General features: G+C 35.7%; 18 protein-coding genes. 8 read left to right on the top strand and 10 right to left on the bottom strand.

All coding sequences use genetic code 11. From position 1 onward, the window contains the following. Positions 1 to 9: 9 nt before the first annotated feature. Both EHQ43_RS10950 and EHQ43_RS10945 read left to right on the top strand, forming a co-directional pair. Entirely contained in the window at positions 10 to 1710 is a 1701-nt protein-coding gene (locus tag EHQ43_RS10950) for an ABC transporter ATP-binding protein/permease (protein WP_135771225.1), read from the top strand. Then, positions 1710 to 5006 (top strand): GH36-type glycosyl hydrolase domain-containing protein, encoded by a 3297-nt coding sequence (locus EHQ43_RS10945; RefSeq protein WP_135771224.1) that lies wholly within the window; start codon positions 1710 to 1712, stop codon positions 5004 to 5006. The genes EHQ43_RS10950 and EHQ43_RS10945 overlap by 1 nt, the downstream gene beginning before the upstream one ends. A gap of 64 nt (positions 5007 to 5070) precedes the next feature. Here EHQ43_RS10945 and EHQ43_RS10940 read toward each other — a convergent pair whose 3' ends face one another. Beyond that, a complete protein-coding gene (locus tag EHQ43_RS10940; RefSeq protein WP_012389358.1) occupies positions 5071 to 5415 on the bottom strand; it encodes a P-II family nitrogen regulator in 345 nt (114 codons plus the stop codon). Between the two features lie 20 nt (positions 5416 to 5435). After that, positions 5436 to 6824 (bottom strand): ammonium transporter, encoded by a 1389-nt coding sequence (locus tag EHQ43_RS10935; protein ID WP_135742959.1) that lies wholly within the window; start codon positions 6822 to 6824, stop codon positions 5436 to 5438. 290 nt (positions 6825 to 7114) lie between these two features. Here EHQ43_RS10935 and EHQ43_RS10930 point away from each other — a divergent pair, with 290 nt between their 5' ends. From EHQ43_RS10930 to EHQ43_RS10920, 3 genes are read left to right on the top strand one after another with little or no spacing between them, the layout of a single operon-like run. Then, on the top strand, positions 7115 to 8605 hold the full coding sequence (locus EHQ43_RS10930) for a deoxyribodipyrimidine photolyase (protein ID WP_208731017.1): 1491 nt from the start codon (positions 7115 to 7117) through the stop codon (positions 8603 to 8605). Then, on the top strand, positions 8602 to 8886 hold the full coding sequence (locus EHQ43_RS10925; RefSeq protein WP_135771223.1) for an ATP-dependent Clp protease adaptor ClpS: 285 nt from the start codon (positions 8602 to 8604) through the stop codon (positions 8884 to 8886). The genes EHQ43_RS10930 and EHQ43_RS10925 overlap by 4 nt, the downstream gene beginning before the upstream one ends. Next, a complete protein-coding gene (locus tag EHQ43_RS10920; RefSeq protein WP_135771222.1) occupies positions 8883 to 9608 on the top strand; it encodes a DNA alkylation repair protein in 726 nt (241 codons plus the stop codon). Before EHQ43_RS10925 ends, EHQ43_RS10920 begins: the two co-directional genes overlap by 4 nt. On the opposite strand, the gene EHQ43_RS10915 is transcribed toward EHQ43_RS10920, so the two are convergent. Next, positions 9605 to 11659: an adenylate/guanylate cyclase domain-containing protein gene (locus EHQ43_RS10915; RefSeq protein ID WP_135771221.1), complete on the bottom strand. Its 2055-nt coding sequence runs from the start codon at positions 11657 to 11659 to the stop codon at positions 9605 to 9607. The two genes, EHQ43_RS10920 and EHQ43_RS10915, sit on opposite strands and share 4 nt — an antisense overlap. Before the next feature lie 46 nt (positions 11660 to 11705). Between EHQ43_RS10915 and EHQ43_RS10910 the strand changes: the two genes are divergently transcribed. The 3 genes from EHQ43_RS10910 (at position 11706) to EHQ43_RS10900 (ending at position 15108) form a co-directional block, all read left to right on the top strand. Beyond that, positions 11706 to 13025 carry a class I SAM-dependent RNA methyltransferase gene (locus EHQ43_RS10910; RefSeq protein ID WP_135771281.1) on the top strand — a complete coding sequence of 440 codons (1320 nt, stop codon included), beginning with the start codon at positions 11706 to 11708 and terminating at the stop codon, positions 13023 to 13025. Positions 13026 to 13075: 50 nt separating this feature from the next. Beyond that, on the top strand, positions 13076 to 14203 hold the full coding sequence (locus tag EHQ43_RS10905) for a SpoIID/LytB domain-containing protein (RefSeq protein WP_135742955.1): 1128 nt from the start codon (positions 13076 to 13078) through the stop codon (positions 14201 to 14203). Positions 14204 to 14265: 62 nt separating this feature from the next. Next, positions 14266 to 15108 carry an HDOD domain-containing protein gene (locus tag EHQ43_RS10900; protein WP_135771220.1) on the top strand — a complete coding sequence of 281 codons (843 nt, stop codon included), beginning with the start codon at positions 14266 to 14268 and terminating at the stop codon, positions 15106 to 15108. A 5-nt stretch (positions 15109 to 15113) separates the two neighbouring features. Here EHQ43_RS10900 and EHQ43_RS10895 read toward each other — a convergent pair whose 3' ends face one another. The 7 genes from EHQ43_RS10895 to EHQ43_RS10865 are packed head-to-tail and all read right to left on the bottom strand — an operon-like array spanning position 15114 to position 23045. After that, the gene (locus tag EHQ43_RS10895) at positions 15114 to 16346 is read right to left on the bottom strand and encodes an adenylate/guanylate cyclase domain-containing protein (RefSeq protein WP_135742953.1); all 1233 of its coding nucleotides are present in this window, start codon (positions 16344 to 16346) and stop codon (positions 15114 to 15116) included. 5 nt (positions 16347 to 16351) lie between these two features. Further along, the gene (locus EHQ43_RS10890) at positions 16352 to 17173 is read right to left on the bottom strand and encodes an NADH-quinone oxidoreductase subunit B family protein (RefSeq protein WP_135752994.1); all 822 of its coding nucleotides are present in this window, start codon (positions 17171 to 17173) and stop codon (positions 16352 to 16354) included. Then, on the bottom strand, positions 17170 to 18597 hold the full coding sequence (locus EHQ43_RS10885) for a hydrogenase large subunit (protein WP_135771219.1): 1428 nt from the start codon (positions 18595 to 18597) through the stop codon (positions 17170 to 17172). The genes EHQ43_RS10890 and EHQ43_RS10885 overlap by 4 nt, the downstream gene beginning before the upstream one ends. Continuing rightward, positions 18594 to 19802: a proton-conducting transporter transmembrane domain-containing protein gene (locus EHQ43_RS10880; protein ID WP_135752996.1), complete on the bottom strand. Its 1209-nt coding sequence runs from the start codon at positions 19800 to 19802 to the stop codon at positions 18594 to 18596. The genes EHQ43_RS10885 and EHQ43_RS10880 overlap by 4 nt, the downstream gene beginning before the upstream one ends. Continuing rightward, positions 19799 to 20410 carry a formate hydrogenase gene (locus EHQ43_RS10875; RefSeq protein ID WP_135742949.1) on the bottom strand — a complete coding sequence of 204 codons (612 nt, stop codon included), beginning with the start codon at positions 20408 to 20410 and terminating at the stop codon, positions 19799 to 19801. The genes EHQ43_RS10880 and EHQ43_RS10875 overlap by 4 nt, the downstream gene beginning before the upstream one ends. A 9-nt stretch (positions 20411 to 20419) precedes the next feature. Beyond that, complete coding sequence (locus EHQ43_RS10870; RefSeq protein WP_244242769.1) at positions 20420 to 21310, bottom strand: NADH-quinone oxidoreductase subunit H; 891 nt, start codon at positions 21308 to 21310, stop codon at positions 20420 to 20422. Then, positions 21303 to 23045, bottom strand: coding sequence for a proton-conducting transporter transmembrane domain-containing protein (locus EHQ43_RS10865; protein ID WP_135771218.1), 1743 nt, complete (start codon positions 23043 to 23045; stop codon positions 21303 to 21305). Before EHQ43_RS10865 ends, EHQ43_RS10870 begins: the two co-directional genes overlap by 8 nt. Positions 23046 to 23210: the final 165 nt, after the last annotated feature.

The raw sequence follows: 23210 nt of genomic DNA, 5'->3' as shown, positions 1-23210 counted from the left end.
ATTCCCTTCATGGCCATCGAACCAATCAAATACCCTCCTGGAAAACATTTACTAAAAATCATTTCCCAATTACTAAATTCCAAACAAGGGCCAACGGCAATTCGTTACAGCATCTACCTGATTGTACTTGTCATCCTATTCAATGTATTTAATGTTTTTAATAGTTTCGTTGGAAGAGATTTTATCTCTTCAATAGAACAAAAAAATCAAAAGGGATTCTATCAATATGCAATTTTGTATGCAATTGTATTTTTAATCTCAGCTGGGATCGGCTCCATCTATCGTTTTATTGAAGAAAGACTTGGGATTGTATGGAGAGAACAATTAACATGGAGGCTCACAAATTCTTACTTAAATGGAAAAACATACCATTTAATTTTAAACCAAAAAGGAATCGAGAATCCTGACCAAAGGATCTCTGATGATGTCAAATCCTTCACTACCACAACTCTTTCATTCATTTTACTTTTTTTAGGAGGACTTTTTTCTGCAATTTCCTTTGCCGGTGTTTTATGGAGTATCAATCCAACTTTGTTTTTGGTAGCGGTTCTATATGCTACGATCGGAACCATTTCTACTATCTTTCTGGGAAAAGAGCTCATTCGACTAAATTACAACCAATTGGATTTAGAAGCAAACTATCGTTCCGATTTACTCCACATCAAACAACATGCAGAATCCATCGCCGTTACCCATAGAGAACTCAGAATGATAGTAAGACTAAAGTCGAAATTGAAAAAACTTGTGACGAATTTTAAAAAATTAATCTCAGTCAATTTAAGACTTAGCTTATTCACAAATAGTTATAACTATTTTATCCAAATCATTCCCATGCTCATCATTGCACCAAGTTATATGCGTGGTGAAATAGAATTTGGAGTTATCACTCAAGCAGGGCTTGCTTTTACTACACTATTAAATGCGTTTTCACTGATAGTAACACAATTCCAATCTATATCAGCTTTCACTGCGGTTGTAAAACGTTTACATACATTGGATACAGCAATGGTTCATTATGAAAAGACGAATCAAAAAAAGGAAGAAACTAACTACAAGTCCAACGAAATCATCTTTGAAAATTATTCTATCTATTCAGGTGATAAATCAAAATTCATCATCGATCACTTAGATCTAACCATCAAAACCAGAGAAAGATGGCTTGTTACAGCCATTGATGAGGAAACAAAATTTAGTTTTTTTCGATCTCTTGCGGGAATCTCTCATCATGAAGAAGGAATCATTTTAAAACCAAGCCGAGATGAAATTTTATTTTTACCCGAACAACCTTACTTACCTCCCGGAAGATTACGCAATGTAATCGTACCTGCATTTTTGGGTAATTCAGTTTCAGACCAACAAGTAATGAAAGAACTGAAAAATCATAACATTGACATGTTAGTTAAACGATTGGGCGGATTATCTGCCCTAAAAGAATGGGACGACGAACTTTCATTAGCTGAAAAATTCAAAATTTCCACTATTAGAATCGAGTTAGCGAAACCAAAATTTGTTGTGATTGACCGTCCGACTTCGAGTGTCGGTAAATTCGAAATTTCTAAAATATTAAAAAAATTCCATAATTTAGGAATTACATGTATTGTCATTGCGAAGGGAGAAGAAACAGCACTTGAATTTGATTACCATCTGAACTTTTCTCATTTTGGGAAATGGAAGGTCATTACGTTAAACCCATTTTTAAAGGAGGTTTAATGATAATCCTTAAAAACAAATCTGGACTCAATGTTCATTTTTTTTCAAATGTTTCATTACATTCCATTTATTTAAACGATACGTTAATGAATTTATATTTTGGAAATGAAATGGATCAAAGTGTATTCAATCTAACTTTAGAATATAGATTAGAATCAAAAACAAAATCCATCGCACTTTTTTCTCCAATTGGATCACCTTTGATCCAAACATCTGAACGTAAGGTTACTATCAGTCGAAAGATTGATAATTTAAATATCATCACGAAATTTGAAATCCATCCTATTCAAAATATTTGGCAAGTCCAAACAACAATTCAAAACCAATCAAACAACATGATCCCAATATCTTTGGTTTACACCCAAGACATTGGACTTTGCGATCCCAATTCCGCAAAACTAAATGAAGCATTTGTTTCCCAATACATTCATCATGAAGTGATCCAAAACCAAACATATGGAACTTCCATTTTATCTAGACAAAATGAATTGGTTTTTGGAAAACACCCAGCAAGTTTTACGTTCTCTGACCAAATAGTTTCTTCCTATGCGACAGATGGAAGGGATATATTTGAACAAGGAAAAGTAAAACCTTTTCAAAACCGAAGATATCAAGGAGAACACTCAATCATTGGACTAGGAACAGAGGAGACAGTTCTACAACCTCAAGAAACAGTTGTTAGCCATTTTTATACATTTCTCATTGAAAATCTGGATAGGATCGAAACATTTTTTTCTCAACCATATGAACCAAAATCCATGTTAGACGATTGGGAGTATGATGTATCACCTGTTGAAATCACATTAGCACCAAATATCAGTTTATTTCACCATCGCAAAAATGGGAATGGCAACAAAGTCAATGAAAATACATTGAAATTACAGTTTGCGAATCCTTGGCGAAATGTGGAACGATCTCAAGACGGATCCATCTTGTCTTTTTTTACCGATGAAGACACCTATGTTTCTCTTTTGCAAAAAGAAATTTTATGTAAAAGACCGCAAGGCCAGCTCTTAAGGACAGGAGTGAATCTCACTCCAGAAGAATCATCTCTTACTTCCACTTCTTATTTTAATGGACTATTTATTTCTCAACTCACACAAGGTCATACTAGCATCAACCAATTGCTTTCGCGAAAAAGTGGTGATTTGGGAACGAACCAATCAAAAGGTCTAAGGATTTTTATTAAAGTAAAAGGGGAATGGATCTGTTTAGAAAATCCATCTTTTTTGGTGTTCAAACCAAGTTCCTTAAAGTGGGTCTATTTTTTTAACAACGAGTCCATTCAGATCCAATTAAATGCCAATGATAACGATTCGTTCACGATCAATTTTTCGCATGACTTTTCGAATCCATTAGAAGTCATTTTTTCTTTTGCGACTAGTTTAGATGGAGACAATGGTAATTTACCATTTCCTCTTACCATCAACAAATCAACCCATTCTATTACAGTTTCTCCAAACCAAAAGAGTACTATTTTCGAAAGATTCAATGGAAAAGGATTTCGGATAGAAACTGATTCAATTGCGAATTTAAATGTTTCCGATGACCGAATGTTATTTGAATCGAATCAATCACTCAACCTACCCTATTTGACCATCAGTACAGAAATTCAATCATCCATTACATTACATATTTTTGGAGAATTACAGGTTGAAAAAAGGGCAAAAAAAACTTCATTTAACAATGAATATCTAATTCAATATCGATCACTATTAAACTCTGCAAAAAAAGCAAATAATCAAAGTTTTTTGGAGATGATTGAAATCCTTCCGTGGTTCAAACAAAATGCCGAAATCCACTACCTAAATCCGAGAGGTTTAGAGCAATTTTCGGGTGGTGGATGGGGAACAAGAGATGTTTGCCAAGGTGCATTTGAATACTTATTGACCTCGGGTAATTTTTCTGCGATCAGAGATTTGTGCATCCGTGTCTTCAGCGAACAGAATGAAGATGGAGATTGGCCTCAATGGTTTATGTTATATGAAAGAGATAAACATATCCGAGCCGATGATTCACATGGAGACATTTTATATTGGCCGATTATATGTATCCTCATTTATCTAGAGAGGACAGACGATTTTAGCATATTGGAAGAAACAACCTCAAATCAGGTCCGAATCAACAAACGTAAGATTGCAGAGGGAATTGAAATCCCTCTAAAAGAAATTTTGAATCGCTTTATTCCCAATACAGTTTTACCAAAATATGGGAATGGAGATTGGAATGACTCGATGCAACCAAAGGAAAAAAACTTTCGAGACGAAGCTGTAAGCCCTTGGACTGCGGAACTACAAATTATCCTCTTTCAAAAATTAGTTTGGTATTATCAAATCCTTGGAAATGAAGAAAAGAAAAATTTCTATTTATCATTATCCAATACGCTAAGTTTTCAAATCCGAGAGAATTGTATGGAATCAGGAATCATTGCCGGACTCATTCAATTTTCATCTAACGGAGAAAAAGAATTTCTATTACACCCAAAAGATAAAGTTTCAAGCATCCGATACAGTATTTTGCCAATGATTTACGGAATCATTTCCAATGTTTTTACGAAGGACGAAGCAGAATTCCATTTAAAAATAATAGAATCTCATCTAACGGGACCAGATGGTGTGAGATTATTTGACAAACCAGTTCCTTACAAAAATGGACAGTCAACATTTTTTAAACGAGCAGAGACTGCCAGTTTTTTTGGACGCGAAATAGGACTTATGTATACCCATGCCCATCTTAGGTATTGTGAAGCATTGGCTGAGATGGGAAAATCACAGGAGTTTTTCAAGCAACTCAATCTAATCAATCCAATAGGAATTAGAAATCGTATTCCAAGTTGTGAAATACGTCAGTCTAACTGCTATTATTCGAGCTCCGATGGAGTATTTTTGGATCGAACGGATGCGGAAACCAATTATAATAAACTTTTAAGAGGAGAAATTCCTTTAGAAGGTGGCTGGAGAGTATATTCCAGTGGACCAGGAATATTCTTAAAATTATTTTATGAAACTCTTCTGGGGATTCAAATCCAAAAAAATGGAATCATCTTTGATCCAATACTACCAATCGATCTAAATGGTTTAAACATTGAAGCGGATTTTTTCTCTACGAAATTCAATCTTAAATATGAAGTTAAATCCATAAATGGATTAATCCATTCAATAAAACTCAATGGTAAAAAAATCAGTGCAAAAAGAATGCCCCATCAGTATCGAACCGGTGGCCTTAAGATAACAAAGGAACAACTGTTATCTGAAATAAAATCTGAGAAGAATACATTGGAGATTTTGATTCAATAAAAAACGCACGAATGAAAAATACCTCACCCGCGCGTTTTCCGATTTTTCCTATTTGAAAGGAATGTTAAATGGCGTTTTTACCTTTTTCGCCAGTTCTGATTCGAATCACTTCTTCTAAAGGAGTGATAAAAATCTTACCGTCACCGATTTTTCCATCACCACTTTTAGCTGCTTTTAGAATCGCATCTACAGTTGGTTTTACGAATTCATCGTTTACAGCAATTTCTAACCTTACTTTCCTGAGTAGGTTCACAGTATACTCATGACCGCGGAAAACTTCAGTTTTTCCCTTTTGTTGTCCGTAACCTTGAACGTCTGATACTGTTAAACGATAGATTTCGTTTTTGGTTAACTCAGCTTTTACTTCTTCCAACTTATGTGGCTGGATGATTGCAATGATCATTTTCATAATGTTAAACTCCTATTTCCTTAACCACGAACTCGGATATTGAAATCAGGGTATGCTTCTGCACCATGTTCTCCAAGATCCAATCCACTTAATTCTTCTTCTTCACTTACTCGGATTCCACCAGCTAGTTTTAATACAAACCAAAGGATGAGAGAAACGGCAAATGTGAATCCACCGATTGCTAAAATTCCATAGAGTTGTGTAAGAATGGAAGGAACGTCTACTCCAGCAGGAGATCCTTCGTATCCAAAAATGGCAACTGCAAGTGTTCCCCAAATTCCACACACCAAGTGAACTGATGTTGCACCAACTGGGTCATCAATTTTCATTTTATCAAAGAATAATACGGACAACACCACTAACACACCTGACACAGCGCCGATGATTGCAGCAGAAGTTGGGCTTACAATTGCACAAGGTGCAGTAATCCCTACTAGTCCAGCAAGTGTTCCATTGAGAATCATACCAAGATCTGGTTTTTTTAGGATGATCCAAGCAGTCACTGTGGATGCAAGTGCTCCGAGTGCTGCAGAAATATTTGTGGTAACAATAACGTGTGACATTGTACTACCATCACCAACACCCATCGTTGAACCAGGGTTAAATCCAAACCAACCGAGCCAAAGGATCAGTGTTCCAAGAGCTGCAGATGTCATATTGTGGCCAAGGATTGGTTTGATACGACCATCAGGTAAAAATTTACCTTTTCTCGCTCCAAGTACGATGGCACCAGCAAGGGCTGCCCATCCACCTACAGAGTGTACGACGGTAGATCCTGCAAAGTCATGAAAACCAAGTCCAGCTAACCATCCACCACCCCATACCCAGTGACCTGTGAAAGGATACATCACGGCAACAAGTATGAATGAGAATATTAAAAAGGAATGGAACTTAATCCGCTCAGCTACAGCTCCTGATACAATTGTGGCAGCAGTAGCAGCGAAAACTAATTGGAAGAAAAATTTCGCAAGTAGCGGAACACCAGTCCAATTCATTGAAGAATAAACACCTTTGTAGTCATCCCCAAGTGCAGGAGAGTTATCAAGTCCAGTTAAAAAGAAAACACCTTCCGTAGCATAATAAGGAGTTCCGTCACCAAACATCAATCCCCAACCAATTGCCCAATAAGAGAATGTTGCGGCTGCAAAAACGATAAAGTTTTTTGCTAAAATATTTACTGTGTTTTTTGATTGTGCAAATCCAGATTCTACTAATGCAAATCCAGCATTCATAAAGAACACCAACATACCTGCAACTAACACCCATAATGTGTCGAGTCCTACAGTTAATGTTTGGATTGCTTTTGCGGTTTCTTCTGCTGGGCTCACGACTGTTGCAGCTTCATCTGCAAAAAGGAACATCGGAACTACCAGGAGAAGGAAGGCGATTGATTTGAAATATTGTTTCATATTGCCATGTATCCTTTCCATGTTATTTGCTGAAAAGTGATGCAAGATTGGTACCCATTGGGAATAATCAGCCAATTTTAGATAAAAAAAAGAAGAACTTGCCTAGAAACCCTCCAATATGCCCTAAAAACCAAGCAGTGATACCATGAATGTATCCCTCTTCGATGGGAACCCTTAATCAATTTGAGTTAATCTAAAACAGACAGCTTAATTTTTAAGCATTTCGTTCGAATGAGTAGGATCCCACAAAAAAACCAAAGCAAGAATTCAATCATAGCCCTCTAATAGGAGTGAATTCCGAACGTATTCGAGTCTGTAACAACAAACCCATTGATGCTAAAAAGCCATTTGTACTCTATTGGATGCAAGCATATAGGCGTTTTGATGCCAACCATGCATTTTTCCATGCCGTCAAGTTAGCGAAAGAATTAAAAAAACAACTCGTTGTTTATGAAGGTCTTCGGATGGATTACCCTTGGAATTCAGAACGGATCCATCAATTTATTTTGGAAGGGATGTTTGAAAACCAAACAAGAGCAGACGAACTTGGAATTCAGTATTGGCCTTTTGTAGAAACACCAAATCATTCAGCTAGAGGACTTCTTAAAGAAATTTGTGAAAACGCAGCCGTTGTCGTAACGGATGACTTTCCATGTTTTATCATTCCCGAACAAACTTCGAAGTTAGCAAAAAAAGTCGAATGCCAATTGTTATCCATTGATGGTAACTCTCTCATTCCATTCTCACGCTTTGAAAAACAAGCAAGTGCAGCAAGAATTTTGAGACTTTGGATCCATAAAGTACTCAATCGAGAATTTCCAAAAACTAACACAATCATTTGGAAACATGAAGATCTAATAGACGTAAAAGGAAACGCAAAACCTCCAAAATTGATAGGCCTTCCAAAATCGATGGGAGAAGTAATGAAACAAATTCCGTTTCAACACCAAGTCTCACCCGTCAATGGAGTCAAAGGTGGGCGAAAAGAAGCACTTCGTTTATTGGATGATTTTTTAAAAAACAAATTAGATTTATATCTGACAAAAAGATCTGAACCAAATAGACCTGAACTTACCGCCACAAGTGGCTTATCTCCATACTTACATTTTGGTTGGATCAGTATTGATGAAATCTTTTTAGCAGTTTTGAAACATAGTACAAAAGGTAAATGGAATCCAGAAAGATTCAGTCACGCGAAACCAGGAGATCGTGAAAATTTTTACTCTCCGTCGTTATCGGCCAATCATTTTCTAGATGAACTCATTACTTGGAGAGACATAGGTTATTTATTCTTTTGGAAAGACAAACCAAAACAAATCAATTTAGAACACTTACCAGATTGGGTAAAAACCAATTTCAATAAACACCAAAACGATCATAGGGAATTTCTTTATACCTTAGACCAATTTGAAAATGCAAAAACCCATGATGAACTTTGGAACGCCGCACAGACGGAATTAGTAAAAACAGGAAAAATCCATAATTATATGCGAATGTTATGGGGGAAAAAAGTCATCGAATGGACAAAATCATATGAAGAGGCATTTTTGATCCTAGAACATCTCAACAATAAGTATGCTTACGATGGAAGGAATCCGAATTCTTATACTGGAATTTTATGGTGTTTTGGATTATTTGACAGGCCTTGGTTTCCCGAACGAAATGTATTTGGGAACGTACGTTTTATGTCTTCGGATTCAACAAAAAAAAAGTTTAAACTGAATTCCTATTTGGAGTATATTGGTGAACTGAGTGGCAAGTCCAACTCACTCTTCCCATGACAGACCAGACAAAACCCATTTTTGAAGAAAAAACAGATTTAAAAACAGATTCGGTTTATTCTTACTTTGTCATTTTGTTCAATGATGCAATCCATGAATTTTCGTATGTAGAAGATTGTCTCATGAAACTATGTTTTAAAACCAAACGCGATGCTAAAAAAATTGCAATCGAAGCCCATTCCAACGGGAAGGCGATTTGTTTCCAAGGGAGTATGGAAGAATGTGAAACCGTTGCAGAAAATATGACAAATGCTAAATTAACAGTGAGTTTTGGAGTATGAATCTGACAAAAGAAACTCTCATCGAAGAGTTAAAAAAACTTAAAGATCCCAAAAAGGCAAAATTTTTTCCACGTTTCTTTAAATCCGGTCCTGGCGAATACGGTGAAGGTGATTTATTCCTTGGAATCACCGTTCCAAATCAAAGAATCATTGCAAAAAAATATGCACATTCACTTGATCTGAAGGATTTACAAATTCTAATGACTTCACCCTATCATGAAGTGCGATTGACTACTTTATTAATTTTAGTCCACCAATACCAAACCAAAAATATTGAAGAGAGTAAAAAAGAAAAAATTGTAAAATTTTATCTAAACAATACAAAATACATCAATAACTGGGATTTGGTAGATGCCAGCGCGGATAAAATTCTTGGTGAATATTATTTCGAAAAAGATAAAAGTTTTATCACCAAATTGAGAAACTCAAATGATTTGTGGGAAAATCGAATTGCGATCTTAACCACTTTTTATTGGATTCGAAAAGGTTTATTCACGGAAACGATTTCACTCTGCGAATATTTCCTAAACCACCCACATGATCTCATTCACAAGGCAACAGGATGGATGTTAAGAGAGATAGGCAAACGAGATTTGGAAATATTAAAACAATTTTTAAAATCACATGTAACTCAAATGCCTCGCACTATGCTTCGTTATGCGATTGAAAAACTTCCTCCCAAGGAAAGGAGGAAGTGGTTGGATTTTAAAAAAGTAAATTAATCTCGTGGAAGGACTTTGGTAACAAAGTATACTTTTACAGGTTCCGATTTCCCTTTTAAGGTTAATTCTTTGGTGTCTTCGTATTCAATGTATTTTTCGCCACCTGCAGCAAGAAAAGCTGCTTCGGATACTGCTACTTTTCCAGGAATTCCATGGCTTTCAAGTCTAGCAGCCGTATTCACAGCATCACCAATCACGGTGTAATCCATCCTTTTAACAGAACCGATATTTCCCACGATTGCTTCTCCAAAATTTACACCAATTCTCAAGCGAAAAGTTCCAGGTTCTAATCCTAACTCTTTATTGATTTCTACCATTCGTTTTTGCATATCAACAGCACAGGCAATTGCATGGTATGCATCTAAATCGGTTTGTTTTGGTGCCCCCCAAAATGCCATAATAGCATCCCCAATGAATTTGTCCAAAGTGGCTGAATAATGAAAGATCAAATCGGATAAGGATTCAAAAATTGTATTTAAGTGATTAAGGACAACACCAGGAGGATTTTTTTCTGCAAACGTGGTAAATCCAACAATGTCAGAAAATAATGTTGCTATGTCTTTTTCTTCACCACCTAACTTTATGCTGTCCGCAACAATGGTTTCCATTACTGCAGGTGAAAAGTACCTAGACAATCTTTCCTTTTCTTCTTTTTGTTTTTCCACAAGTTTTCTAGAATCAATCATGTTTTTGACAATTGATAAAGCAACCGAGATCGTAAAGGCAGCAAAAGCGTAATCTTTTACATAAGTATGACTTGGATACCATTCCCATTGCATTTCCACAAAAACATCATTTAACATAAGTAATATAAATGCAAAAAAACCAAATGAAACAGTTCCCATTGAAGGAATTTTCCTTCCTAGAAATAAAATATAAAACAATGCACCACCGAGTAATATTGTTAGGAAACTCCAGTAAAAGAAAAATTTAGATAAAAATAATAAGTTAGGAGAGAATAGGATCACGAGAGCAGAAATCAATCCTGCGCCATCAATATAACGATTGGTTAAGAGTATCCAACCACTTCTTACATGGGCAAAACGGACAATAAAGTTAAACAAAAAATGGACGAGTCCAACCCATGCAAAATATTCCATTTTTTTTATCCAAAAACCATCACTTAATATGGAATAAATGATTTGGCTCTGAAATAAAGTGTTAAGAGCCATAAAAATAGAACCTAACGAAAAATAAATGGTGGAATGTTCCTCATTTCGGAATAAGATTTGCCAATAGAGATAAAAACATCCAAGTAAAATAGTAAGGACGATGACAAAAATTTTCTTAAAATCATTCCAATACTCTGCTCGTTCCGAATACTTATAGGAAGAAAGATAAAATTTATCATGTGATAAACCTGGACTCAACGGATACTTTGCAAACACTCGGACGGCAAGTACATTAGGTTCATCTATTTTGAGTAAATGATACGGAATTTTGTAGAATCGAATTTTATCACTATACAGTGACTTATCATCTAATTGCACATTAGTGTCTGTATCCAAATGCAAACCAGTACCGCCAATGAATTTTCCATTCCAATAAACAGCATCTGCCTGGCTAATTTGCCCTAGTCTTACGGTTAAACTCCGTGATTTGAATTTATTTTGGATGTCATCATTTGTGATGATAATCTCAGTTCTATACCATCCATATCCTTTGTATTTTTCTAAATAATCTATAAAACTAGGGAAATACAATTCTCCATCACCATCAGTCACTTTATCCCAACCTGTTTGGATTTGGAATCCAGAGATCCAACCATTACGAGCCGACTCCTCTAATACGGGTTGTGCATAAGCAAATGTATGCGCTTTGATCTCACCTGCATCCTCATCTAAATACAAATCGTCCTCCGTATTTTCTGTCACAAGGGGTGAATCTCCAGGTTTGAAACTCCATTTATGAATTTGATTTCCAAACGACGATTCTGATCTTAAATCTAAGATTTGATTGGTTAGCAAAACCTGAGCCGAAACCTGTGAAAGGTTAGAAAGAGAAAGGAAAGATAAAACAAATACTGAAAAGAGTCTTTTCGAAAAAACCATGTCAGAAATCCTATTCAAAAGAAAAGGAACTGGCAAGAAGAAAACATTGGACAAAGTCAAAGTTGAGGGACTCAATTCCGATTTTTCGGGCATAGTGACCGCACCTAACGGAAAGAAGGTGGACATTTTTTTCGTACACCCGGGTGACGAACTGATTGTAGAATATGTGAAACGAAGGCCACGCCAAAGATCCTTAAAAATCCACGAAATCATACGAAATCACAAATGGGATTTAGTAAAATGTAATGTATTTGGGAAATGTGGAGGTTGTACTGGACAACACATTCCATACGAAACCCAATTGGATTTAAAATTCAAACCAATTCTAGATTCCTTCCAAAATGATTTAGGAATATCCTTAACTCCAGTCCCTCAATCCAAAACTTATGCCTATCGTTCTAGGATGGATTTTTCGGTGTTCCCTGGTCCTGTGATTGGACAAAGGCAACGAGGTAATTTTCGTAATGTGGTTCCCATTAATCAATGTTCCATCCAATCTAATTGGGCAAACATTGCTTTACAAGATGTACAAAATTTACTGAATCAATTTCCCGATGTCATTTGGGATAGAAAGTCGGAAGAAGGCGGACTCAAATATCTAACAATCCGCAAAGCTCAAAACACAGACGATGGGATTCTGATTTTTACCTTTACGGATGGGTATGAAAGCCATCCGAACATGGAAACATTTCGCAAATTATGTTTGGAAACATTGTCCCAAGATTCCCTTCTTTTTTGTTACAATCGTCCCAAGTCGGAGGTTTCCGCCGTTGGCCGTCCTGAAGTTTTACGAGGGAAACCAAGTTTTACGGAAACTGTCCTTGGACAAAATTTTGAAGTTCCCTTTGATTCTTTTTTCCAACCGAACCCAAATGGGTTTTTGCCTATTTTACAATTTATCAAAGACCGAATTCCAAAACACCAATCCAATTTAATCGATCTATTTTGTGGTAATGGATTCTTTTCTTTGTTATACGGAGGTTCGTTCCAACATGTTGACGGATATGAACTAACAGAATCCTCAATTCAAATTGCTTCTCATCTTTTTGCACAGACGTATCCTTCGAAATCACAAAATTTTCTGGTGACCAATTTATTTCAATCAGTCGAATCGATCGAAAGAAAAGAAAATGCAACTCTCATCCTCGATCCACCGAGAGCAGGCGCAGGAAAACTGGTGAATCATTGGATCCGAGATTTTGGACCAGAGTTTGTATTCTATGTCTCATGTAATCCCTACTCACAAAAAGAAGATGTGAGTTCCTTTTTATCTACCTACGAATTTGTCGATGGAATGCTTATAGACCCTTACCCACAAACACCTCATACGGAATCTGTCCTTTTCTTCCAAAGAAAACGATCATAAAATCCCTTTACCGATTTTCTATTTCTTCCGAAAGGAATACTGAGGGAACTATGAAACTACGGACATCGATTTTATTTTTCTGTATCGTCATTTTAGGACAAATCGGTTGTGCGAGTGTGATGGTGACTAACTGGGCACCAGAGGAATCTAATTTTAAATCACGGCCTGTCAGAGTTTTTTTGGGTCATGCAAGTGAAGAAGAAATCTTTAAAACCAGTGGTGAAATTGTTGTCAAAGATGCAAATGACTTAGTCATCAAAAAGGCTTACGATTTTTTATCTTTGAATCCGACTGCAATCAAAGCTCCTATCTCGATTCAAAGTCAATCGGAATGGATTGAATATAAAGGAGTAAGTTACCGTGGCACGGTCCTACTCAAACCTATTGATGGAAAAGTTTTAATTATTAATTTAGTGCCAGTCGAGTTATATTTACTTTCTGTTGTACCTTCTGAAGTCAGTGCTTCATGGCCTAAAGAAGCACTAAAGGCACAAGCAATTTGTGCAAGAACTTACGTTGTCAAAGAAATGTTAAGCCGCAAAAAACAAGAGTATGATGTTGATACATCAACCAATACTCAAGTGTATAAAGGGAAAAACAAAGAACACAAAAATACATCTGAAGCAGTTTTTGAAACGGAAGGATTAATCCTTATTCATAAAGGCCAACCTATCCAAAGTTTTTTCCATTCTAATGCCGGTGGGTATACGGAAGACCCTGCAAATGTCTGGGGAAATTCAGTAGAATATTTAAAAGCCGTTCCATCAGAATATGATAAGGATGGAGATCAATATTCTTGGGAAGAAAAATGGAAAACTGATTACGTGAATAACAGCTTACGTGACTTAGGTGTTGGTGATATACAAGATATCATTGTTGCAAGTCGATTCCCTACTTCACGTGTGAATGAATTGGAAATCATTGGAACTTCAGGCAACAAAAGAATCAAAGCCACAGAATTCCGCAAAAAAATTGGTGCCACAAAACTAAAATCCACTCGTTTTGGAATTCGAAAAGAGGAATCTGGAGATTTTTATGTGAAAGGGTTGGGTTCCGGACATGGAGTTGGAATGTCCCAATGGGGAAGTTTTGCAATGGCAAAAAGCCAATTCAACCACAAAGAAATTTTACAACACTATTTCAAAGGAATTGAATTCGCAAGAATCGTTGCCAGATAAGTCATAGTTTTTGGTTTCCAATGCCAGAAGATTTTAGATTCTGGCGTTAGGTCCCAACACAAATGGCAACACTGGAAGAATACCTATCCCAAATCAAAGATCTGACGATTGTTCCGCCAGTCTTACTTTCCGTACTTTCCCTAGACGATGACAATGAACTATCCTTCGGTGAGCTCGAAAAAAAAGTCCAGTCAGACCAAGTCTTAGTTGCTCGACTTTTGAAATTAGCCAATTCACCTTTTTTCTCTCGTGGGAATCCGGTCGCAAATATGAAACAAGTCATCACAAGACTTGGATTCAAAACAGTACGAAGTATGGTTGCGATGTCGATGACAGATTCACTCTTTAGCCAAGGGAATTATAAAAAATTTCGAGATGAAGTTTGGGATCACTCAGTTGCAAAAGGAATCTATGCACAAATTCTTTGTGAAGAAAAAAAATTCAAAAAAGAAGCGGAACTTGCCATCACTTGTGGATTGATGCAAGACTTAGGAAGAATTGTTTTGAATACAATTGATCGGAAAAAATACGTCGAAGTATTAACTGAATTTCAAACATCTGATTTAAGCCTGATCTCATTAGAAAAAAAAGCATTCGGTGTGGACTCATATGAAATGGGAAGTGCCGCCGCCAAACTTTGGAAAATGCCAACGATCATTATCACATCCATTGAAGATTTATCCAAACCGATTACTGAACAATCTACATTGGGTCAAATCATCGGTTTTGCAGGTGTAATTGCCAAACTCACAGGACATGGAAAACCAGAACCAGGCACATTAGAAAAACTTGATGAATACAAATCGGTTCTAGGTTTAGAAATTGAAGATGTGAAAGTTTATCTCTCAGCTAAAGACGAAAAACTGAAAACAAATGAATTGTATCAGTTCTGCAGTACGTTATAGTTTTGTTAATTTGGTTTGACACTTAAGATACGATGTAATCCCTCTTTCCCTTTAATTTTGACAGGTTCCAATTCTTCGTATCGATATTTTTTAGAATACTCTTCCGGTAAGTGATTGTACAATCCTTCCGAAACATAAACATGCATAGGTTTTGCCATCGATTCTAATCGACTTGCCATATTGACGGTGTCCCCTACCGCCGTATAAGATAATTTTTGGAAGGAACCAACGTTTCCTACAATGGCATTACCTGAGGCAACACCGATTCCAATTTGGGGAGTAAAACCATAAATTTGGTCCCACTTTGGTTGCCATAATTCAAACACTTGTATCATTTCCAGCGCACAATCCAAAGCATTTTGTCTATGGTCCTCTTGGAAAACCGGAGCACCAAACAAACACATAATGGAATCGCCAATATATTTATCAATCATCCCACCATAACCTAAGATGACTTCCGTCATTGCAGTAAAGTATTCATTTAAAAATGAAATGACTTGCTCAGGCTTCATCTTTTCGGACAGCGATGTATAACCTCGAATGTCAGAAAATAAAACGGATACTTCCTGTTCCTTTCCTTTTTGATCCAAAGAGAGTGAGTTATTCATCAAACTTTCGACAATGATTGGGTCGACATACATCCCAAATACGTTTTGCATTTTCTTTTTTTCGTGTTCTAAATTTAATTTTTCTTCGTATTCTTTTTCGAGTTCTTTCTTAAATTTTTTCACCATGGTATTCAAATCTTGAATTTCAGACTGGTTCATACCATACAAATCTTGAAAACGTTTCAGACTATCATCCATCTGAATAGAAACAACTTTCTTACGGTATATTTCTCGAAACAAATTACGGAATCGATGTTCTAGAATATTTTTCTTTAACCTTCGTTTGCTGAAAAATTCATTGATCCCTAATTGAAATGCATGGATCGGAAGTTGTTTGCCTTCTGCTTTTGTAAAAACAACGACTGGTAATTCTGATGGACCAGCCATATCCATAATTTTTTCTAAGATTTCTTCAGAAGTTTCATCAATATCGGGAAATTGGATTTCTGTTATCAATAGATCATATTGGACTTTTTTTATTTCTTCTGCACCATTTTCAAATACAGAACGCCAAGTCAGATCAATGTAATCACCAAACCACTCTACAAGTAACTGAGAAATGGTATCATACGATTTCTTCTGTGGTTCTAAAACCAACACCCTGACGATTTCTTCTTTTTCTAAATCCACGCGCCTTATTTTTCACTCTCTAAAAATTTGTGAAGCGCCTCTTGGAATTGGAAAGAAAATCTTCCTAATAATAATCGAAATCCTTGTAAAATGACATCAGGTCTAGGGGGATCTCCTGAAATGTACAAATCTGGCTCCTTGGGAATTTTACCTTTAGGGAAAAGTCCACCACTCACAGCTTCCGTACCACAAGCGATCAGTGCCTTGGGTTCACTCATCACATCCCAGGCGACTTGCAAGGGCATCTCCATATTAGAACTAACGGGACCAGAAAACACAATTGCATCTGCATGTTTTGGACTGGCGACACAACGAATCCCTTCTCTTTCTGAATCAAATACGGAATTGAAGGAAGCATTGAGTTCTGACTCCACTGTATTGTTGCCACCTGCCGCGACTTCTCGGTATAAAAAACCACGTTTATGGGTTAATGCGCGAAAACGCTTTTGATTTTCAGTGAGTGTAAAATTGGAGAGAGTGTTTTTTTGCAATTTACCATTTTTGTAGGAAGTGTAAAATTCCTCTCGGTGCAAAGTGAAAGTGTAAATAAATCCTGAATTACGAAGTTTACCTTCGGGGCAAACTTCTACACAATTTCCGCATTGCAAACATTTCCCATAATCGATATTTAGAACACTTTCGCCAGACCTTTTGATGGCAGACGTCGGACAATTTGTTTCACATTCTCGACAGGCACCACATCCTTTTTCCATTTCCTTTGTAGGTGTGGGTATTCCTCGATTGTTTGCATGAACAAACGAGGTTTTGTCAAAATTGAGGACATTTTTTTTTGTGAAAAAATTTTTAAATTCAAAAAGGAAATTCATAAGTCAAACCCAACATAACTTAAATTAAATGATTTATTATTTAGTGGGAAATCGGCGACTTGTTCCCCACGTACAGCCAATTCAAGCGCATGCCAATTTAATACAGATGGATCCCTTATATATGAATTTGTTACCAAACCATTTTCATTAAAATTAATTGCAACAAGCAATGGACCTCTCCAAGCTTCAACAGCTGCATAAAAAACACCAGGATTTGGTTTTTTACTTATTATATCTTGGTACTTAATTTTTTCTTCAAAATTCCATAACACATCCCAGTTTATCTCTTGAAGAGTCTGTTCAATCCAAGCGAGAGATTGTTCAATTTCCGCATAACGAATGTACATTCTAGCCCAAACATCACCATTATAATGATGGTGTTCTTCCTTCAGAGGAAGTGGACTCCAATTAGGATAATCAGGATCATCAATACGCAAATCTTCATTCACTCCAGCCATTCGTGATACCATTCCAACAAAACCAAATTTTATAACATCAGTTTCAGATATAAAGCCACATCCTTGCATTCTTTCTTTTAGCGTTGAAATAGAAAGTGCCCTTAGTATCTGAGGACGAATTCTTTTTTCAAATATGGTTTTTAATTGTTGAAATGAAACCTTAGCTTGTTTCGCATCAATTCGACGGTTTAAGTTCAATTTACCTGGCCGAATCACTGACTTTCCAAATCGATGTCCAGTCCAAGTTTCCATGAGTCCTAACGCAGCACCTCGATCAGTGACACAAACTCCATACAAAGGATAGTATCCAATATCTTCAGAAATCCCACCCAAATCACCGATATGAACTGCAATTCTCTCTAACTCAACTAAGATCGATCGGAATAAACGAATGTCCTTGGATACATTTAAATCGTATAAGTTTTCATAGATTTTTGAAAAAGCTAAAGCATATGCAATACTACTATCCCCAGAAATCATTTCCGAGAATGGCATCACTTGATTCATTGATTTATTTAGGATAGACTCTCGGATCCCTCTTTTTTGGAAACCTAATCGAATTGTTAGATGGCGAATCACTTCACCATCGACAATGAATCGGAAATGACCTGGTTCGATAATTCCTGCGTGTATTGGACCAACTGCATGTGAATAATCACCAATTGTAAAGGGAACTTTAAGTCCATGGTAAGATAAATCTCTAATAATTCCTGATTTTTGGTGAAGAGATAAATTTTTACCACGTTGGTCAGTAAGATAATCTTCTTCACTGGTATCGGAATAATCTTCCGGACCCATATCTTGTCCAAATGAATGCCGAATGAGCCAAATCGGATATTCGGAGTCTAATAAAAAATCAATATTACTTTTTTTCGATAACTGTTCTTCCATTAACAGTTTTTGATTTTCAAGATAAAATTGATAATAAATTCCATCAAAGTTTGTAATTCCAGTGATCTTCTTCATAAATATTTCGCCATCAAATAATACATACCATATGTTCCGACTATGACAGTTGTTATTAAACTAAACCAAAAAAAATAATATCGAATTTGTAATATCTGATAAATATCTTTTTCGAAATCACGATTGGTTAACCTAACCATCGGTAAAACTTTATTCAATGAAACAAAAAAGAAGATTGAGCCAAAAATGGGAAAAACAAAAAGGTAGAATTGTTTTTGCAATATTGCAATCTCGATTATTTTTAAATCCAAAACAAAAACTGGTGACAAAGGAAATACAAATGCAATTAGCAATGCAAGTAAATATACATATAAAGCTTTATGGCTAAGCATTGAAGCACTTAATATTTGTGATATATTTCTTTTACCGGCATCCATACGTAAAATTCCCATCGAGAGAAATACTAATAATTTGACGAGAACTGTTGAACTTAACAAAAAATAGAATACATCGTCAGATACATCTAACCACAAAAATAAAGTCAGCATACCAGTATGGAACAGGGCGACCTTAGCAGAAATCCTTCGAATATCATCTCTCGATACTAACATTAATGTTGCGTAAAGTATTGTCAAAACTCCAATGAATAAAAGCCCATTGGAAGCATTAATTAAATGGGGATTTAGGTCTCTTTCCAATTTCACAAGTGGCCTTATGGCTAGGACCACACTCACTGGAACAAACGATGCAATTAAAGAAGAAATTTGGCTTGGACTTTCTGCATATGTATCTCCCACCCAAAAATGATTTGGCACCAACCCCAACTTCCCACTATACCCATAAATCGTTAACAAAATTCCTGTTTCTATCAACAACCCAGACTGACCAGCTAATCCTTGTTTTAATGAACTAAATTCTAAATTCTCAAGTGGAGTAGAAGCAAAGAGTAAAATTACAATACCTAGGAACGCCAAACCAAGTGCATAAGAATTAATAAGTAAAAATTTCCAACCCACATGAAATGATCTTTCCGTACCACTTGAAGATATTAGCAAAGCACCAAACAAAGTAGATGCTTCAATCAAAATCCATTTTAAAACAATATTATCTGTAAACCAAGAATAGAACAAAACAGCAAAAAAACAAACTTTAAGTAAACTCCATAACCAAATCCGAGTCTGACCTTTTGTTGGAGCAAAAATAGAAATCAACAAAATAACAATAAATGTTATGATACCAGAAATATAAAAAACATTAGTCATCATACTTTTCGTTCCTTAGTATGCATATGAGGTGAGAGTTGTAAAATTCCACCAGAGACAATAACAAGTATTGCATCCAAAAATGAACCAAACTCCAGACCGAAAGGTAATCCTTTATCCAACACCATAGTTAAAACAAAAATCCCATTTTCAAACACACAAAATCCGGCGATCAATGCCATCCAATTTCGCCTAACAACAAAACAAAGAATACCTACATATACCAATAAAATCACGTAAATTAATCCAATTTTGTGAACAGGTATCGACAAAAGAGAAACTCCTTCCGTAATTTTTACCGCCAGCACCAACCCCAACACCATAAATAAAAGAGTTGCAAGATAACCAAATCTTGGAGCCGTACTCTCATTCATCTTTGATTTGTTAGCTGTCCAATTCAAAATCCAAGGTGTTAAAAATGCTTTGAACAAAACCACCAAAATTATTAATGAAATGGCATGTTGCCAATCACCTTCATGGGTTTGAAGGACAGGGAAAATCAATAAAATCCCTTGGAAACTTAGAAAAAAAATAATCCGGCTTAATCGATTTTCTACAAGAATTACAATTCCCGAAAGTAAAAGTAATAAATAAATAAAATCATATATCATAAATATTCCTTAAGAAAGTTTCACCAAGGTTCCTAATACCAAAATCGAAATAAAAGTTAAACCCATGAACTCAGGGATCCAAGTCCATTTTCTGCGCACGCTGTTCGCTTCCCAAAACCCCATGACTAAAGCCAACAAAATTACCATTGGCAATATTAAAAATTCACGACTAACACCAATTATAGATTCGCTATGAAATATTTTCGAGTGTTCCAATGCAAGTTTAACCAGAAAAGTTAAAAGTGCTGAAAATTTAATTGAACTCGCTAGTTCAAAATATGCTAAATGCCGTCCAGAAGCCTCTAAAATCATTGCTTCATGAACCATAGTTAACTCTAAATGAGTTCTTGGATCATCAAAAGGAGGTTTTGCCAACTCAGCTAAAATAGCGATAAACGATAAAATTAAAAACAAAATTCCAATAAGTATTCCTTGTGGAGTTTCTGAAATTTCAATATGAGATTGGGCTGCTAGAATCATTAATATAAAAGTTGGTTCAACCATTACAGACAATAAAATTTCACGCCCAGATGCCATCCCTCCAAAGGAAGTTGCACCTTCCATTGCAAATCCAATGTATGCAAATCTATATAATGCCAAGAAAAATGGTATTAAGATAAATGGAGCCCATTCAAACAAAACAATGCTCCAAATCATTAAGGATGAATACATCGCCAATCTTGGTGCTAAATTTGAAATTGATGAAAAGTTGTTATGAAGTATTGGAATTTTAAGCCAAGATTTGTTAATCTCCATAAAAAACTGGATCAATCTTGGTCCTTTCCTTCCTTGTGCATTTGCTCTTACCTTTCGCACAATACCCGTTAATAAAAAAGGCAAAACCAAAAACAAAACTACTAAGTAAGTAGTATGAATGATCATTTCTATATAACTATCCATTAAAATCACCTAGTATTAATAATGAAAAAATGAAAATTAAGAACATTGAAGAGATGGCAAGGTATTTACTTATATCTTCTTCTTTCGTTTGATTCGTTGAAGAAACAAAGTTTGTGCCAAATGTGAAGAGTAAAGTTAACAATTTAATCATTAAATAGTCTACAACTGAATCTCCATTCCTATTAACGAAATACCTCCCTAATGAATTCCTTAAAGGTTTAGAATAGACTGATGAAGGAACCGAGAGTTCATCTCCGTCGTAACCTCCCCCACAATCCCAACTTTGTTTTCTTAAAGTCAGGATTTTTTTTCGGTTCCAAAAATCATATAATCCAAAAACTGAAACAAGCAATATTGAAATGAATGAAACAATCGAAATTGACCTAAACCATCGGAGCAATAGTTCGTCAGCAAATGGCTTCAACATTGGCAACTGAACGAAAAGAGGTAAAAGCAAAGGAAACAAAAAAATAAACAAAGCCAAGCTGAAAAGAGAGATGTATAACCATTTCTTTTGTGATTCACCGAATGGTAGAAGTTTTACATTTCTACTGGGTTTCGATAAAAACATACTCATGTATAATTTTATATGTGTAAATCCGCCGAGAACTATCCCAAAAAAGATAAATATCATTGAAGGTAATAAAAATACGGACCGTCCTATAGGCAAATCCAAGATTCGAGCATTTAGATAGAAGTATGTTGCTTCTGAAACAAATCCAATCGTTCCAGGAAGTACTGCATAACTAAAAGTTCCAGCACCCAATAATAAAGGTGATATACCAAGTAACCTACCGATTCCTTTCATTTCATCACTTGAATTTGAATTGATTAACCTAGATACCATTCCAATTGAAAATAATTGAAATGTCTTAGAAAATGAATGATGAAACAAACTTATAAAAAACAAGATACGGAAAGAGTTACTCAAATTCATAAGATCAGTATCCACTGAAAACTGAAACATTCCAGTTATGATTAAACATAACCATAAAAAGTTTAACGACTCTATTGAACTATAGGCTAAAGAGATTTTAGGATCTTTGTGGAAAAAACTAGTAATACCACCAAAGAATATACCGAGTGCTGCTAAAGGAAACAAAACTTGGTAAATCAAAGGATCTAACTGATTAGGAAGAATATAGCGATAAAACAACAACAAAGGAAAAATTTCTAATACACCTGCAAACGAACCGAGTGCATGCGATGGCCCCCCTTCATTTACCTTTGGCAACCAGATATGAAAACCAGAAAATCCAGATTTTATTAATACTCCGATTAACAGTAATATGACGCCAACAAGATCTCCATCAGGTAACATAACCCAAGCTGATAAAAACAAAGCAGAAATTCCAGATGCTAATAGCAAAGATCCTAGGCTTTCAATTTGTTTTTTGCCGTATTCCGTTCCCGAGTATATGAGAATTGTCGAAAAAGAAGTAATCTCCAGGGCTATCGGTAATAACAAAGATTTACCTGAAAGGTAACAAATTCCCAATGCAGACCAAAAAATCGCGTAACCTAATGTAACTTTATTTTTTTCTTTCGGTTCGTATGATTGTACCAACATAAACGAAGAAAAACCAATATAGGCTTGGATGATAAGACCAACTAAAATGGGGAAATCGACTGAAAGTATATCTTCATTTGTGACTAAGAAAATCACGAGCGGTAATAAAGCTGCAATCCCAACGATAATCGATCTGAAAATCGATTTATTTTTATCTTCTAACATAAGCTACCTCAAGATTTAAAATCAAGAAAAGACGTTTATGTGAATTTAGGAGGTCCCCTTAGGTTTTTAATTCTGAGATAAATTGGAAATTGAAGTAAGGTAGGAAAAAGTAATGTCGTTACGAGATAAACATTGCCAAGGAATAAACAAAATATCGAAATATTG

Source organism: Leptospira bouyouniensis (assembly GCF_004769525.1).
Lineage (GTDB): Bacteria > Spirochaetota > Leptospiria > Leptospirales > Leptospiraceae > Leptospira_A > Leptospira_A bouyouniensis.
Note: the sequence above shows the minus strand (reverse complement) of the source record. Positions and strands in the feature narration are given on the sequence as shown.